Consider the following 16161-nt stretch of genomic DNA (forward strand, 5'->3'; position numbering starts at 1 on the left):
TGCGAGGTTGTCCGGCGTATCGTCGACGATCAATACGACAGGCCGGTCGTCAAGCCAGCCAGGCGCCGCGTTGGCGCCGCCCATGGCCTGTGCGTCACGCATCGGCGGAGCGAGGCAGTCGGTCGAGTTCATGCTCGAGTTCCCTTAGCTGAAAGCGTTCCGCCAATGCGCGCAGCACATCGATATGCTCCTGCAGTGCAGGCCACGTGGCGCGGGCCGTGTCGAGCTGCTCGATCACGCCTTGCACGTAGCCGACTTCGAGGTGCGCGCGCAGGCGTTCGAGCACCGCTGGCGGCCAGGCGGCGTTGAGCGAGGCCGCACCGGCCTGCGCGGGCGCGGGCAATGACGTATCGGATGCAATCCAGTCGAGCGCTAGCAGTTGCGCGAGTTTGTCGAGCAGCACGTTCACCTGCAGCGGCTTCACAAGATAGCCGGCGCAACCGGTCGCGCTCGCGCGTTCGCGGTCGTCGGCAAACGCGTTGGCCGAAAGCAGCACGACAGGCGCATTCGACAACTGGTTTTCGCGGATCAGGCGGCTGGTTTCGTAGCCGTCCATGAGCGGCATGGAAATGTCCATGATGATCGCGTCGGCGCTGTGCGTGGCGAGCCAGCGCAGCGCCTCGGGGCCGCTCGCCGCCTCGGCGACGTCGAAGCCAAGCGGCGTCAGCAGTTGCACGACAATGCCGCGCTGGTCCGCGAAGTCGTCGACGACGAGAATCGCACGGCGCTCGCCCGTATAGCCGCGTATCGCCGCGAGTTCGGTGCGCGCGTCGGCAGCGCTGTCGACGGCGGGCGCAAAGAGCCGCACCACGAAGCGCGTGCCGCGTCCCACCTCGCTGTCGACTTCGAGACTACCGCCGAGCGCCTGCGTGAGCAGCCGGCAGATCGTGAGGCCAAGGCCCGCGCCGTGGTCATGCGCGTGCGCGGCGTCGCCTCGCTCGAAGGGCAGGAACAGGCGCTCCATCTCGGCCGCGGGAATGCCGGGTCCGGTGTCGATCACTTCGAACTTGAGGGTGTCGAGCGCGTGACTCACGCGCAGCGTCACGGTGCCGGCGGAGGTGAAGCGGATGGCGTTGCCGATCAGGTTAGTGAGGATCTGGCCCATGCACTTCTGGTCGGAGCGCACCGTGGCGGGCAGACGGCCGACGGTCTGCACGTCGAAGGCCAACGCCTTTTCGAGCGCCTGCGGGCGCAGCATCGACGTGACGTGCGCGACGAAATCGGCGAGCGGCACGCGCGCGATGTTCAGTTGCAGCTTGCCCGCTTCGATACGCGCGACGTCGAGCAGGCCGTCGACCAGCGCGAGCAGATGTTCGCCGCTGCGGTGGATCGTGCGCACCGCGTTATAACGGGTCGCCGAAAGCTCGTCTTTCGCCTGCAGCAACAATTGCGCATAGCCGAGAATGCTATTGAGCGGCGTGCGCAACTCGTGGCTCAAGCCGGTAACGTAGCGGCTCTTGGCCTGATTCGCCGATTCGGCGGCGGCCGTTGCGCGTTTGAGCGCGGCGTCGGTCTTCTGGTGTGCGTCGATTTCGAGCATCAGCAATTCGTTTTGCCGCTGCGATTCTTCCTGCGTGACGCGCCGGCTTTCGCGCTCGAGCACGAACCACCATGCCGCGATGCAGCCCACCAGAGAGAGCGAGAAAAATATCTTCAGGAAACTGCCCGCAATGGCGCCGTCGAATGACGCATCGTTGGCGGCAAGCGTCGTCACGCTCTGCGACCAGATCAGATACAGCACGCTCGCGAGCACCGCCAGCATCGCGACCACGAGGCTCGCGTAATGCGTGAGACGCAGCGCGGCGGGGCCGAGCCGAATGCGCGGAAAAACGCGATGCAGCGCGCGGTCGGCCTGCGCGGCGAAGCGCGCATGCGGTTTGCAGCGGTCGTGGCAGCGCGAGTCGAGCGAGCAGCACAGCGAACAGATCGTGCCGCCGTAAGCGGGGCAGTACGCGGTGTCGTCGGGTTCGAAGGCGTTCTCGCAAATCGCGCAGCGCAGCGAAACGGCGTCGCCCGTGGGCTGCGCGGCCCGCGCGATGTAGTAGCGCCCGCGCGTGGCGATCGCGATCGCCGGCGCACAGACGAACGCCACGCCGAACGCGATGAACGATGACATCGCTTGCGCAAGCACGCCGAGCATGCCGCTTTGCGCGAGCATCGCGACCGCTGCCGCGATCAGCATGGCCCCCACGCCCACGGGATTCACGTCGTACAGATGCGCGCGCTTGAACTCGATATAACGGGGGCTGTAGCCGAGCGGCTTGTTGATGACGAGATCGGCAAACAGGGCGCCCACCCACGCAATCGCAATGTTCGCATAGAGCGACAGCACCTTGCCGATGGCGTCGAATACGCCCATTTCCACGAGCAGCAAGGCAATCATCACGTTGAACACGAGCCAGACCACGCGGCCCGGGTGACTGTGCGTGAGCCGGGCGAAGAAGTTCGACCACGCGAGCGAGCCCGCATAGGCGTTCGTCACGTTGATCTTCAACTGCGAAACGATCACGAAGAGCGTCATCACGGGCAGTGCCCAGCTCGCGAGTCCGAGCGGATCGAGCAGCAGATGATAGGCGACGAGGTACATCTGCGTGGGCTGCGCGGCGTGCGAGGCATCGACCTCATGCTGGATCGCGACGAAGGCGAGAAACGCGCCGCCGAGCATCTTGAGCGCGCCGGGCACGATCCAGCCCGGGCCCGCCGAAAGGAGGGCCAGCCACCAGCGCGTGCGGTTGCGCGCCGTGAGCGGCGGTAAAAAACGCAAATAGTCCACCTGTTCGCCCACCTGCACGATCAGCGCGAAGACCACGGTCGAGGCCTGACCGAACGCGATCAAGCTGAACGCGCGGCCTTGCGGCGCGAAGCCCGCGAACGTCGTCCATTCGTGCACGAGGCCCGGATGACGCCACAGCACCGCCGCATAGGGCAGCGCGAACAGCACGAGCCAGAGCGGCTGCGTCCAGCTTTGCAGGCGGTTGATCAGCGTGATGCCGAACATCACGATCGGGATCACGACGAGCGAACTCAGCACATACGCGATCCCGAGCGAGATGTGGAAATAGAGCTGCAGCGCGAGCGACATGATGGCCGCTTCGAGCGCGAAAAAAATAAACGTGAAGACGGCGTAGAGCAGCGAGGTGAGCGTCGAGCCGATATAGCCGAAGCCCGCACCGCGCGTGAGCAGGTCCATGTCGACGCCATAGCGCGCCGCGTAATAGCTGATCGGCAGGCTCGTGAGCCAGATCAGCACCGAAACGGCGGCGATGGCCCAGATCGCGTTCGTAAAGCCGTAGTTGATGACGAGACTGCCCCCGATTGCCTCGAGCACGAGAAACGATACGGCGCCAATTGCCGTATTGGCCACGCGCAGTTCCGACCAGCGGCGAAACGAGCGCGGCGTGAAGCGCAGCGCGTAGTCTTCGAGCGTTTCGTCGCCGACCCAGGCGTTGTAGTCGCGTCGCACCTTGACGATGCGCTGCGTGCTGGGCGCGCCCACTGGCGGGGGACTTTGGGACATGAAGATGATCCGGATTGGTGCGAAAGCGGCAGGATCGAAGTTCATGCAAGTTACATTCCAGTGCGCCGGCGGGGAATACGTCAATCGACGTATTTCGATTGCCAATTTGGCTTTCTACATTGCGTCCAACCTCGACCCAGCCCTGACACGAAGCGCAGGGCGCCCGATAAGGAGAACGTGATGTCCGCAGACGATCGAATCGATGACGATGCCCGCATGCCGTCGCCGCTGCGCCGCAAACTGCTCGGCGGCCTCGCCGCCGCGCCGCTGATGGCGCTCGGCATGCCGCGCACCTCGTTTGCGCAAACGCCGCCCACGGCGAAGGTCAACACGACGGGCCTTGCCGTGACCGACACGACGGTGACGGTGGGCCAGCTGCATTCGGCTACCGGCACGATGGCGATCTCCGAGACCGGCTCGATTCAGGCCGAACGCCTCGCCATCGAGCAGATCAACGCCATGGGCGGCGTGCTCGGCCGCAAGATCCAGATCATTCAGGAAGACGGCGCGTCCGACTGGCCCACCTTCGCGGAGAAGTCGAAGAAGCTGCTCGAAAACGACCACGTCGCCGCCGTGTTCGGCTGCTGGACCTCGGCCTCGCGCAAGGCGGTGCTGCCGGTGTTCGAGAAGGACAACGGCCTGCTGTACTACCCGACCTTCTACGAAGGCCTCGAGCAGTCGAAGAACGTGTTCTACACGGGCCAGGAAGCCACCCAGCAGATTCTGTGGGCGCTCGACTGGGCGTCGAACACGAAGAAAGCCAAGACGTTCTTCCTGATCGGTTCGGACTATATCTGGCCGCGCACCTCGAACAAGATCGCGCGCCGCCATATCGAGCAGCATCTGCACGCGAAGGTCGTGGGCGAAGAGTATTACCCGCTCGGCACGACCGAATTCAATTCGCTAATGAACAAGATCAAGCTCGCGCGCCCCGACTGCATCTTCGCGACCGTGGTGGGCGGCTCGAACGTGGCGTTCTACAAGCAACTGAAAGCGGCCGGCATCACCCCGCAGAAGCAGTTCCTGCTCACGCTTTCAGTGACCGAAGACGAAGTGCTCGGCATTGGCGGCGACAACTTCGCGGGCTTCTATTCGTCGATGAAGTACTTCCAGTCGCTCGATAACGACAACAACAAGAAGTTCGTCGCGGCATTCAAGGCGCGCTACGGGCAAAAGGCCGTGATCGGCGACGTCACCCAGGCCGCGTATCTCGGCCCGTGGATCTGGAAGGCCGCGTGCGAGCGCGCGGGCAGCTTCGACGTGGACAAGGTCGTGGCGTCGTCGGCGGGCATCGAGGTCGGCAACGCGCCGCAGGGCTACGCCAAGGTCGACGCGAACCATCACCTGTGGAGCCGCTCGCTGATCGGCGAGGGCCAGGCGGACGGCCAGTTCAAGGTCGTCGCGCAGTCGGCGCAACCGATCCAGCCGAATCCGTTCCCGAAGGGCTACATGTAATCCGTCAACCGAAGCTGCGCGGCGCGCATCATGCGCCGCCGCGCGAGGAGCGCTCGATGTCCGCTACCGACATTTTCAACATCACGCTGATGCAGGGCTTCGCCGGTTTGAGCCTGTTCAGCGTCCTGCTTCTGATGGGGCTCGGGCTGGCTGTGATCTTCGGCCAGATGGGCGTGATCAACATGGCGCACGGCGAATTCATGACGATCGGCGCCTACACCGTCTACATGTTTTCGTGGTTCGCGCAGAACGTCTGGCATGCGTTCACGCCGGTGTACTTCTTCTTCGCGATCTTCGCGGCGTTCGGCCTGGCGTTTGCGGCGGGCTGGCTTGCCGAATGGGCGCTCATCCGGCATCTCTACCGGCGCCCGCTCGACACGCTGCTCGCCACCTGGGGCCTGAGCCTCGGCATGCAGCAGGTGTTTCGCTCGACCTTCGGGCCGAAGGAAGTGAGCCCCGCGCTGCCCGACTGGCTGATGGGTTCGTGGGAGCCGGCGCCGGGGCTCGACATTCCCGTGAGCGGCATGTTCGTCATGGGGCTCGCGCTGCTCATGACGGGCGGCTTGCTGCTCGCGCTCTATCGCTCGCGCTGGGGGCTGCGGGTGCGCGCCACGGTCGCCAACCGGCCGATGGCGAATGCGGCGGGCATCAACACGCGCCGCACCGACCGTATGACCTTCGCCATCGGCTGCGGCATCGCGGGCGTGGCGGGTGCGGCGTTCACGGCGATCGGCTCGACCGGGCCGACGAGCGGCTCGCTCTATATCGTCGATTCGTTTCTCGTCGTGACGTTCGGCGGCGCGGCGAGCCTGCTCGGTACGGTGGCCTCGGCGTTCGGCATCGCGCAGATGCAGTCGATCAGCGAGTTCTTCCTCTCGGGCTCGATCGCCCGCGTGCTCACGCTGCTCACGGTTGTCGTGATCCTGATGCTGCGTCCGCAGGGCTTGTTCGCCTCGAAGGTGCGGCGCGTGTAAGGACATTAAGGGCGTTAAGGGCGTTGCCGGGTGCGCGCTCGCGCGCGCGGCTCATTCACTGTTTCACTTGTATGGAGAGATGGACATGGAACCCATCCAACCCGTGGCGGGCGGCGTCTCCCCGCGATCCGGCTCCGGCGCGGCGCCGGGCGGCTGGCGCGCGGTCGCGGCGCGGCTCGACGCGTCGGGCTACGCAGGCATCGCGATCCTCGCGGTGCTGATCGTGATCGTGTTTCCGCTCGCGCTCGACACATTCCGGCTGAACCTCATGGGCAAGTACCTGACCTATGCGTTCGTGGCCATGGGCCTCGTGATCGCGTGGGGCTACGGCGGCGTGCTGAGCCTCGGGCAGGGTGTGTTCTTCGGCCTCGGCGGCTATGCGATGGCGATGTTCCTCAAGCTCGAAGCGTCCGACCCGGCCGCGACGCGCACGCAGACCACGCCCGGCATTCCCGACTTCATGGACTGGAACCAGCTCACGGCGCTGCCCACGTGGTGGAAACCGTTTCACTCGCTGCCGTTCTCGATTCTCGCGGTGCTCGTCGTGCCGACGGCGCTCGCATTCGTGATCGGCTACGCCATGTTCAAGCGGCGCGTGGGCGGCGTGTACTTCGCGATCATCACCCAGGCCGTCGCGCTGATTCTCTCGGTGCTGATCATCGGCCAGCAAGGCTACACGGGCGGGGTGAACGGCATCACCGACCTGCGCACGTTGCTCGGCTGGGACATTCGCACCGACCACGCGAAGCTCGTGCTCTATTTTGTCAACGCGGTGCTGCTGATCGGCGCGTTGCTCGCTTGCCGCTGGGTCCAGCGCAGCAAGGCAGGCACGCTGCTGCTCGCCATGCGCGACAAGGAAGACCGCGTGCGCTTTTCCGGCTACGACGTGGCCATGTTCAAGGTGTTCGCGTTCTGTCTCGCGGCGCTGCTCTCGGCCATCGGCGGTGCGATGTTCACGTTGCAGGTTGGCTTCATGTCGCCGTCGTTCGTCGGCATCGTGCCGTCCATCGAGATGGTGATCTACGCGGCGATCGGCGGTCGCATGTCGCTCGTGGGCGCGGTGTACGGCGCGATTCTCGTCAATCTTGGCAAGAGCTGGTTCTCGGAGAGCTTTCCGAATCTCTGGCTCTATCTGATGGCGGCGATGTTCATCGGCGTGGTGATGGCGTTTCCGAACGGACTCGCAGGCCTCTACGAAGAGCATGTGCGGCCGCGCGTGCGGCGCTGGCTCGGCGTGGCGAACAAGGAGGCATGAAGCATGAGCAACACTGACTTTCTGCTCGCGATCGAAGACTTGACCGTGTCGTTCGACGGCTTCAAGGCGATCGATTCGCTAAATCTCTATCTCGAGCGCGGCGAACTGCGCGTCGTGATCGGACCGAACGGCGCGGGCAAAACCACGCTGCTCGACCTCATTTGCGGCAAGACGAAGGAAACGGCGGGCAGCATCAAGTTCCGCAACGAGGAAATCACGAAGCTCGCGGAATTCCGGCGCGTACGCAAGGGCATTGGCCGCAAGTTCCAGACGCCGTCGATCTACGAAAACCTGAGCGTCGCGCAAAACCTGGAGGTGTCGTTTCCGCGCGGGCGCAGTGTGTTCGGCGCACTCGCGTATCGCGAGGACGACGAAGTGGCCGACCGCGTGCGCGCCGTTGCCGACGAAATCGGTCTTGCCGCATTGCTCGATCTGGAGGCCGGGTTGCTTTCGCACGGCCAGAAGCAATGGCTCGAAATCGGCATGCTGCTCATGCAGGACCCCGAACTATTGATGCTCGACGAACCGATTGCGGGCATGAGCGTGCGCGAGCGCGAATTGACTGCCGAGCTGCTCGACCGCATCTGCCGCAACCGCTCGATGATCGTGATCGAGCACGACATGGCGTTCGTCGAGCGCATTGCGCACAAGGTCACGGTAATGCATCAAGGCAAGATTCTCGCGGAAGGGCCGATGGCGCAGGTGCAGGCCGATCCGCGCGTGATCGATGTCTATCTCGGCCATTGAACGACAGAACGACTGAACGGAGGACACATCATGCTGGAAGTCGACGATCTCGTCGTGAGCTACGGCCAGAGCGAAGTGCTGCACGGCATCGGCTTTTCGGTGGCCAATGGCGAAAGCGTTGCGGTGATGGGCCGCAACGGCATGGGCAAGACCACGCTTTTCAAGGCGCTTATCGGCATGCTGCCCGCCAATCGCGGCACGGTGCGCGTGGGCGGCGCCGACGTTTCGAAGGACGAGAGTTACCGGCGCGTTGCGAAGGGTATCGGCTACGTGCCGCAAGGGCGGCAGATTTTCGCTTCGCTGAGCGTCGAGGAAAACATTCAGACGGGACTCGAAAACGCGCAGAGCCAGCGCATACCCGACGACATTTACGCGCTCTTTCCCGTGCTATTCGACATGCGGCGCCGCAAGGGCGGCAATCTCTCGGGCGGCCAGCAGCAGCAACTCGCCATCGCGCGCGCGCTCGCGACCGACCCGAAAGTGCTGCTGCTCGACGAGCCGACCGAGGGCATTCAGCCGTCCGTCATCAAAGACATCGCGAAGGCGCTGAATCAGATTCGCCAGACACGCAACATCGCCATCGTCGTGTCGGAGCAGGTGCTGAGTTTCGCGCTCGACGTCGCGGACCGGCTCTTCGTGATCGAAGGCGGGCGCTTCGTGCATCAAAGCACGCGCGACGCCGGTGACACCGATCGCATACGCGAATACCTCTCCGTGTGAACGCCGAGCTTCACAACCTGACCACCTTCGAACCAAGGAGCGAACGCAATGCCTGAAACTCTCATCAAGGTCGACCTGAACCAGTCCGCCTACGAAAACGAACAGGTCCACAACCGCTGGCATCCGGATATCCCCATGGCCTGCTGGGTCAATCCCGGCGACGACTTCGTGCTCGAAACGTACGACTGGACCGGCGGCTTCATCAAGAACGACGACAGCGCCGACGACGTGCGCGACATCGACCTTTCGATCGTGCATTTTCTCTCGGGCCCGGTGGGCGTGCGCGGCGCGGAGCCGGGCGACCTGCTCGTGGTCGATCTGCTCGACATCGGCGCGAAAGCGGACAGCCAGTGGGGCTTCAACGGCTTCTTCTCGAAGTCGAACGGCGGCGGTTTTCTCACCGATCATTTCCCCGACGCGCAAAAGTCGATCTGGGATTTCCATGGCGTGTATACGAGTTCGCGCCATATTCCGGGCGTGAATTTCGCGGGCCTGATTCATCCGGGGCTCATCGGCTGCCTGCCCGACCCGAAGCTGCTCGAAACGTGGAACGCGCGCGAAACCGGTTTGATCGCGACCGCGCCCGAGCGCGTGCCGCCGCTGGCGAATCCGCCGTTCGCGGCCACGGCGCACATGGGCAAGCTGGCAGGCGAGGCGCGCGACAAGGCCGCCGCCGAAGGCGCGCGCACCGTGCCGCCGCGCGAGCATGGCGGCAATTGCGACATCAAGGACCTGTCGCGCGGCTCGAAGGTGTTTTTCCCGGTCTACGTGGATGGCGCGGGCCTCTCTGTCGGCGACCTGCACTTTAGCCAGGGCGACGGCGAGATTACGTTCTGCGGCGCGATCGAAATGGCTGGCTGGGTGCACATGCGCGTGAATGTCATCAAGGGCGGCATGGCGAAATACGGCATTCGCAATCCTGTGTTCCAGCCGAGTCCGATCACGCCGACGTACAACGATTATCTGATCTTCGAAGGCATTTCCGTCGACGAGCAGGGCAGCCAGCACTATCTCGATGTGACCGTTGCGTACCGCCAGGCGTGCCTGAACGCCATCGAGTATTTGAAGAAGTTCGGCTACTCGGGCGCGCAGGCGTATTCGCTGCTTGGTTGCGCGCCGGTGCAAGGGCATATCAGCGGTGTCGTCGATATTCCGAACGCGTGCGCGACGTTGTGGCTGCCCACGCAGATCTTCGACTTCGACATTCGACCCAATGCCGATGGCCCGATCCAGCACATCAAGGGCGGCGTCGATCTGCCGTGCTCGCCCGATCTCGCGAAACCGTAATCGATCGTCACATCGTCACACGAGGAACCCGTCATGCCGATCTACGACTTCGAATGCGCGAGCTGCGGTCCGTTCGCCGTCATGCGCCGCATTGCCGACCGCGAAAAGCCGTGCCGCTGTCCCGATTGCGGCGGCGAAGGATCGCGCGTGATCAGCGCGCCTGCGCTCGCGTTGATGGCAGGCACGCGCCGCCATGCGCACGCGACGAACGAACGCGCCGCGCATGCGCCGCGTCAGTCCGGCGACGGGCCGCCGCTGCGCCATCGCCCCGGTTGCAGCTGCTGCTCGGGCGGCGGCGCGAAGCTCGCGGGCGCGCCGTCCGAAGGCCTCAAGCGCCCGGCGGGGCGGCCGTGGATGATCAGCCATTGAACCGACTTATCAGGAGAGCAAACTATGCGACATGGTGATATTTCGAGCAGCCGCGACTGCGTGGGCGTCGCGGTCGTCAACTACAAGATGCCGCGACTGCACACGAAGGCCGAGGTGCTCGCAAACGCGCGGAACATTGCCGAGATGGTGGTCGGCATGAAGCAGGGCTTGCCGGGCATGGACCTCGTGGTCTTCCCCGAGTATTCGACGCACGGAATCATGTACGACCGGCAGGAGATGTTCGATACGGCGTCCACGGTGCCTGGCGAGGAAACCGACATCTTTGCCGCCGCGTGCCGCAAGGCCAACGTGTGGGGCGTGTTTTCGCTGACCGGCGAGCGCCACGAGGAACATCCGCATAAGGTGCCGTACAACACACTCGTGCTGATCGACAATCGCGGCGAGATCGTGCAGAAGTATCGCAAGATCATGCCGTGGACGCCGATCGAAGGCTGGTATCCCGGTGATCGCACCTACGTGACGGAAGGGCCGAAGGGCCTCAAGATCAGCCTCATTATCTGCGACGACGGCAACTATCCGGAGATCTGGCGCGACTGCGCCATGAGCGGCGCGGAGCTGATCGTGCGCTGCCAGGGCTACATGTACCCGGCCAAGGAGCAGCAGGTCATGGTCGCGAAAGCCATGGCGTGGATGAACAACACGTATGTGGCCGTGGCGAATGCCACGGGCTGGGACGGCGTGTATTCGTACTTCGGCCATTCGGCGATCGTCGGCTTCGACGGGCGCACGCTCGGCGAATGCGGCGAGGAAGAGATGGGCGTGCAGTACGCCGAGCTTTCGCTAAGCATGATTCGCGACGCGCGACGCAACATGCAGTCGCAGAATCATCTGTACAAGCTGCTGCATCGCGGCTACACGGGCACGCTCAATTCGGGCGACGGCGCCAACGGCGTGGCCGCGTGTCCGTTCGGCTTCTACCGGAACTGGGTAGCGGACCCCGAAGGCACGCGGCGCGCGGTGGAAGCGCTCACGCGTACGACGCCGGGCACCGCCGAGTGTCCGATAGAAGGCATTCCACACGGCGATCTGGACGAACGTCACTGAATGAAGCGCCGCAACTCCACCGTCGACGGACTGCCGAAAATTTCCTCGGGCGGTCCGCTTTCCCATACGCGGCCTTCGTGCATGAACACCACGGTGTCGCTCACGGCGCGCGCGAAGCGCATTTCGTGCGTGACCATGATGAGCGTCATGTCCTCGCGCGCGAGGCTTTCCACCACGCCCAACACCTCGCCCACGAGTTCGGGGTCGAGCGCGGATGTGATTTCGTCGCAGAGCAGCACGCTCGGCTTCATGGCGAGCGCGCGCGCAATGGCGACGCGCTGTTGCTGCCCGCCCGAGAGTTGATCGGGAAACGCGTCGAATTTACCGCCCAGGCCCACGCGCTCGAGCATCTCCTGTGCGATGACCCGGGCCTCCTTGCGTGGCGTTTTCTTGACGACCGTTTGCGCGAGCATCACGTTTTCGCAAGCGGTGAGATGCGGAAACAGGTTGTATTGCTGAAAGACCATGCCGACTTTCAGCCGCAGCGCGCGCAGGTCCGCGTGGCGTGCATCGACGTGTTCGCCGTCGATCTCGATCGAGCCCGCGTCGATGCTTTCGAGTCCGTTCAGCGCCCGCAGCAAGGTGCTCTTGCCGGAGCCGCTGCGCCCGATGATGCTGACCACCTGGCCGCGTTCGACAGTGAGGTCGATTCCCTTCAGTACAGGGTGGGCGCCGAACTGCTTTTCGACGCCTTCGGTCTTAACGAGCGGCATGCCATTTCCTTTGCAGCACCCGCGCATACCGCGTAAGCGGATAGCACAGGGCGAAATAGATCAGCGCGACGAGTCCGTAGACCAGAAATGGCCGAAACGTCGCGTTCGAAATTTGTGTGCCGGCCTTCGTGAGTTCGGCAAAGCCAATGATCGACACGAGCGCCGTGTCCTTGATCGCCTGCACGCCGAAACCCACGGTCGGGCCGATGGCGATGCGCGCGGCTTGCGGCAGGATCACATGGCGCAATTGCTCGAAATAGTTCATGGCGAGACTGGCCGACGCCTCCCACTGGCCCTTCGGCACCGCCTCCACGCAGCCGCGCCAGATTTCGGCGAGATACGCGCTCGTGAAGAACGTGAGGCCGAGCGTGGCCGCCATCCACGCCGAGACGTCGATGCCGAGCAGCGGCAACCCGAAGTAGACGATAAAGAGCTGCAGCAGCAACGGTGTGCCCTGGAACACCTCGATGTAAATGCGCACGAGCGAGCGCAGCACGCGTGAGTTCGACACGCGCATAACGAGCAGCAGCAAACCGACCACGCCGCCGGTCACGAATGAAACCAGCGAGAGCAGAACGGTCCAGCGCGCGGCCAGCAGCAAACCTTCGACGATCTGCGCGAATGTGAATTCGATCATCGCGCGCCTCGCAGGTTGCGCGTGAACAGTCGCCGGCCGGCGGCGGTGAGGGCGGCGCGCAAGAGGAGCGCCATCACGAGATAGATCCCGGCGATGAGGAAATACGTTTCGAACGCGCGGAAATTGCGCGATTGCACGTAACCCGCCGCATACGTGAGATCCGCGACCGAGATCTGCGAGACGACGGCCGAGCCGAGCATCGTGATGACGATCTGGCTCGCCAGCGCGGGAAACACCTTCGCGAATGCTTGCGGAAGCAGCACGTGCACGAAGGTTTCGCGGCTCGACATCGCGAGCGCCGCGGCGGCCTCGCGATGTCCGCGCGGCACCGCGTCGATGCCGGCACGCAGGATCTCGACGGAATATGCACCGAGGTTCAGCGTCATCGCGAGCACGGCCGCCGTGTATTCCCCGATGTGCACGCCGAGCGCGGGCAGCCCGAAGAACACGAAGAAAAGCTGCACGAGAAACGGCGTGTTGCGAATGGCCTCCACATAGGCGTGCACGACCGTGCGCGGCGCCGTGCGGCGGCTCTGGTAGACGGCCGCGCCCGCGACGCCCAGGCTGATGCCGAGCAGCGTCGAGGCCGCCGTGAGCGCGAGCGTGACGGACGCACCGCTCGCGAACATACCGGCGTAGCCCGCGAGGTCGCCGAACTGAAGCTGATAGCTCATGAAAATATGACGGGTGTGCAGAGGTGAAAGCGCCCGCCGCGCATGGCGGCGGCGCAAGGCGTCAAAGATTGGCGGGCAAGGGCTGGCCAAACCACTTCTTCGACATCGCCTGGAGCGAGCCGTCCTTCTTCGCCTCCTCGATCGCCGCGTTGACCTTGGTGAGCAGTTGCGGCTCGTTCTTGTTGAGGCCCACGAAGCACGGCGAGTCCTTGATGACGAACTTCATCTGCGGTTCGCGCGGCGGGTGTTTCGCGAGGATCGTCGCGGCGACGATATTGCCCGCCGCGATCAACTGCACCTGGCCGGAGAGAAACGCCTGGATGGTCGCGTTGTTGTCGTCGAAGCGACGGATGGTGGCGTTCGGCGCCATGTTGGTGAGCGCGACTTCTTCGAGTGCGCCGCGCGTCGCGCCAACGGTCTTGCCGGTGAGGTCCGCAGGTCCCGCCACCTTGATATCGGCCGGCCCGAACACGCCCTGGAAGTAGGGGGCATAGGGCTGCGAAAAATCGATGACCTTTTCGCGGTCCGGCGTTTTGCCGAGCGAGGAGATCACAAGGTCGACCTTGTCGGTCTGCAGGTAGGGAATCCGGTTTGCGCTATTGACCGGCACGAGCTGCAACTTGACCTTCATCGACTTCGCGAGCAGTGCTGCCATGTCGATGTCGTAGCCTTGCGGCTGCATGTCCGGGCCGACCGCGCCAAACGGCGGATAGTCCTCGGGAACAGCCACGCGCAGCACGCCGCGCTTGGCGATGGCGTCGAGTGCGTCGGCGTTGGCGGCCTGAGCTGTGAAGAAGGTCAGTGCGGGCACGGCCAGCAGCGCGGCGAGCCAGCGGCGGCGTTGGAGCGAATTGGGCTTGTGTTGCATCCTGGGATTTCCGAAGAGATGGGTCGCCCGCATTCTCAAGAGCGAGCGTGCCGTGGCTAAAGCAAGGAGCGCGCCAATGCCCGCGTGCTCAGCCTGTGAAGCCGTAGCACATGAAAAGACCGGGCGATTTGTCGTGGGATGCCGGGTGGAATTCACCAGATCGGTGCACCGGCAAGGGTCGGTAAGCGCGGGGGATCTCGCTGTAGTTCCACCTCGCCGCGCTAACCGGCAGGTCCGCGTTCCGGCGTTCAGGTTTGCCTGTCCGGCATGGTCTGGACGATCAGCGCATAGAGATCGTCGAGATTGTCTTCGATCTCGAGACTCTCGAAGGGATCGCGATTCGCGCCGAATGCCTCGTCGATCTCCACCCAGTCGGCCACGGTCAGATAGCGCCGCGCGCCAGGCAGGATCACCGTCTCCTCAAGATGCTGGTGTTGGGCATAGAAGTCGGCATAGGCGCTCACCTCGCCGCGCAGCACAGGCAACGCGCCCGCACCCTCCAGTTCGTACCGTGTGAGTGAGCGCTCGATGGCGTGGATGTACTGCTCGCCTTCCTCGTGCTGACGCCCGAGTTCGTCGATTGCGGCATCGAGTTCGTCGGTGCGCCCGCGTAGCCGTGCGAACAGATATCGCTCCTCCTTCGGGTGATGAATCTGCTCGGGAAATTCGCGTATGTAGTAGAGCATCGCGCGCATGAGCATGGCGCCCGATGAACTGGCATCGGACGCCATGCGCTCGGTCACGCGCAGCATGCCGTTGACGACGCTCGTCAGGCGTCGGTGTTCGCTCAGGATCACCTGTATCGCGCTGCGTCGGGTGGCAGGTTCCATGTCGGGCTCCGTAACAGGCTCGGCCAACCGGGTAGGAATACGCACTCGAGCGCGCGCCAGGTCGGCGCCGCGTGGTCGGCCGCAACGCATTCACTATGGAACTGGCGGCGCGGGAAGCATTGATCCTGGTCAATCTGTGCGGATCGTCCGCGCCATGTTGAAGGGGACTGGCGGCTCACGCAAGCAGGGCAATCCGCATATCTTTGATGTGCATCAATCAGACGATCGCGGGCGCGCGCACGATCTCTGCGTAGCGGTTTTTGAGAGGAGCCACCGCCATGCAGAAACACCTGATCGTGGTCGCGCATCCGGTGGAAGACAGCTTCACCATGAGCGTGACGCGCGCCTACCTTGGAGAGCTGGTCCGCATGGGCCATGACGTGCGCGTGCATGACCTGTATCGCATGGGGTTCGATCCCGTGCTGTCCGCGCAGGAATTAACCGAGCAAAGCGACGCGCACATTCGGATGGCCGACGTCGTGATCGCGCAGAAAGACGTGCTCGCGGCGGATGTCGTGACCGTCATCTATCCGCTCTGGTGGATGGCGATGCCCGCCATGATGAAAGGCTATGTCGACCGGGTATTCAGCCGCGGCTTCGCGTACGAGACGCAGCCGGACGGCGTGCACGGCATGCTGGCGGGTCGCCGTGCCGTCGTGGTAACCGTTTCGGCGGCGCCGCTGGCCTCGTTCGTGGAGGACGGCCGTTGGCAGGCGATGCAACTGCTGCAGGACACACACGTTTTCCGCGCATCGGGTTTCAATCTGATCGGGCACCTGCATTTCGACGAGATCGGCCCGGCGATGGCTGCCCCTACGGCCTCCGCCAACCTCGCGCGAGTGCGTGATTTTGTACGCGGTCACTTCGCATCGGTGCCCGCGACGTGAACCCTGGGCGGAACAGATTCGCGGCGGGTCGATCAGGCCATCCTGCGAGCTACGCGGCCAGGGCGTGGTTCCAAACATCCTTGGAGGGAACATGAAAGCACTGGTCTACAACGGTCCGGGCAAATTTGCGGTCGAATCGCGGCCGATGCCCGCCTTGCAGGGC

The 16161-nt window shown here is 64.1% G+C and carries 15 protein-coding genes; 9 read left to right on the forward strand and 6 right to left on the reverse strand.

The annotated features are described in order from the left end of the window. Positions 1-94: 94 nt before the first annotated feature. Positions 95-3517, reverse strand: a complete 3423-nt coding sequence (locus U5A52_RS42220; RefSeq protein ID WP_321940295.1) for an ATP-binding protein — start codon at positions 3515-3517, stop codon at positions 95-97. 180 nt (positions 3518-3697) lie between these two features. Between U5A52_RS42220 and urtA the strand changes: the two genes are divergently transcribed. From urtA to U5A52_RS42260, 8 genes are all read left to right on the forward strand, one after another. Then, a complete protein-coding gene (urtA, locus tag U5A52_RS42225; protein WP_321917720.1) occupies positions 3698-4972 on the forward strand; it encodes an urea ABC transporter substrate-binding protein in 1275 nt (424 codons plus the stop codon). A 56-nt stretch (positions 4973-5028) separates the two neighbouring features. Then, on the forward strand, positions 5029-5946 hold the full coding sequence (gene urtB / locus U5A52_RS42230; RefSeq protein WP_321917722.1) for an urea ABC transporter permease subunit UrtB: 918 nt from the start codon (positions 5029-5031) through the stop codon (positions 5944-5946). An 85-nt stretch (positions 5947-6031) separates the two neighbouring features. Beyond that, entirely contained in the window at positions 6032-7201 is a 1170-nt protein-coding gene (gene urtC / locus U5A52_RS42235) for an urea ABC transporter permease subunit UrtC (protein WP_321917723.1), read from the forward strand. Between the two features lie 3 nt (positions 7202-7204). After that, on the forward strand, positions 7205-7948 hold the full coding sequence (gene urtD, locus U5A52_RS42240) for an urea ABC transporter ATP-binding protein UrtD (protein ID WP_321917725.1): 744 nt from the start codon (positions 7205-7207) through the stop codon (positions 7946-7948). 30 nt (positions 7949-7978) lie between these two features. Next, positions 7979-8668, forward strand: coding sequence for an urea ABC transporter ATP-binding subunit UrtE (gene urtE, locus U5A52_RS42245; protein WP_110386303.1), 690 nt, complete (start codon positions 7979-7981; stop codon positions 8666-8668). 48 nt (positions 8669-8716) lie between these two features. Continuing rightward, positions 8717-9955, forward strand: a complete 1239-nt coding sequence (gene fmdA / locus U5A52_RS42250; RefSeq protein WP_321940298.1) for a formamidase — start codon at positions 8717-8719, stop codon at positions 9953-9955. A gap of 33 nt (positions 9956-9988) precedes the next feature. Continuing rightward, entirely contained in the window at positions 9989-10324 is a 336-nt protein-coding gene (locus U5A52_RS42255; RefSeq protein WP_321917728.1) for a zinc ribbon domain-containing protein, read from the forward strand. 24 nt (positions 10325-10348) lie between these two features. Continuing rightward, positions 10349-11389 (forward strand): aliphatic amidase, encoded by a 1041-nt coding sequence (locus U5A52_RS42260; protein WP_321940300.1) that lies wholly within the window; start codon positions 10349-10351, stop codon positions 11387-11389. On the opposite strand, the gene U5A52_RS42265 is transcribed toward U5A52_RS42260, so the two are convergent. From U5A52_RS42265 to U5A52_RS42285, 5 genes are all read right to left on the reverse strand, one after another. After that, positions 11383-12102 carry an amino acid ABC transporter ATP-binding protein gene (locus U5A52_RS42265; protein ID WP_321940302.1) on the reverse strand — a complete coding sequence of 240 codons (720 nt, stop codon included), beginning with the start codon at positions 12100-12102 and terminating at the stop codon, positions 11383-11385. The two genes, U5A52_RS42260 and U5A52_RS42265, sit on opposite strands and share 7 nt — an antisense overlap. Then, positions 12089-12739, reverse strand: coding sequence for an amino acid ABC transporter permease (locus U5A52_RS42270; RefSeq protein WP_321940303.1), 651 nt, complete (start codon positions 12737-12739; stop codon positions 12089-12091). Before U5A52_RS42270 ends, U5A52_RS42265 begins: the two co-directional genes overlap by 14 nt. Continuing rightward, positions 12736-13413, reverse strand: coding sequence for an amino acid ABC transporter permease (locus U5A52_RS42275; RefSeq protein WP_321940304.1), 678 nt, complete (start codon positions 13411-13413; stop codon positions 12736-12738). The genes U5A52_RS42270 and U5A52_RS42275 overlap by 4 nt, the downstream gene beginning before the upstream one ends. Before the next feature lie 61 nt (positions 13414-13474). Then, positions 13475-14281 (reverse strand): transporter substrate-binding domain-containing protein, encoded by an 807-nt coding sequence (locus U5A52_RS42280; protein ID WP_321940305.1) that lies wholly within the window; start codon positions 14279-14281, stop codon positions 13475-13477. A 248-nt stretch (positions 14282-14529) separates the two neighbouring features. After that, positions 14530-15111 (reverse strand): hemerythrin domain-containing protein, encoded by a 582-nt coding sequence (locus U5A52_RS42285; RefSeq protein ID WP_321940307.1) that lies wholly within the window; start codon positions 15109-15111, stop codon positions 14530-14532. A 278-nt stretch (positions 15112-15389) separates the two neighbouring features. Here U5A52_RS42285 and U5A52_RS42290 point away from each other — a divergent pair, with 278 nt between their 5' ends. Beyond that, positions 15390-15998 (forward strand): NAD(P)H-dependent oxidoreductase, encoded by a 609-nt coding sequence (locus U5A52_RS42290; RefSeq protein ID WP_321940308.1) that lies wholly within the window; start codon positions 15390-15392, stop codon positions 15996-15998. Positions 15999-16161 lie beyond the last annotated feature (163 nt).

It is taken from the genome of Paraburkholderia sp. J8-2, assembly GCF_905220195.1.
GTDB lineage: Bacteria > Pseudomonadota > Gammaproteobacteria > Burkholderiales > Burkholderiaceae > Paraburkholderia.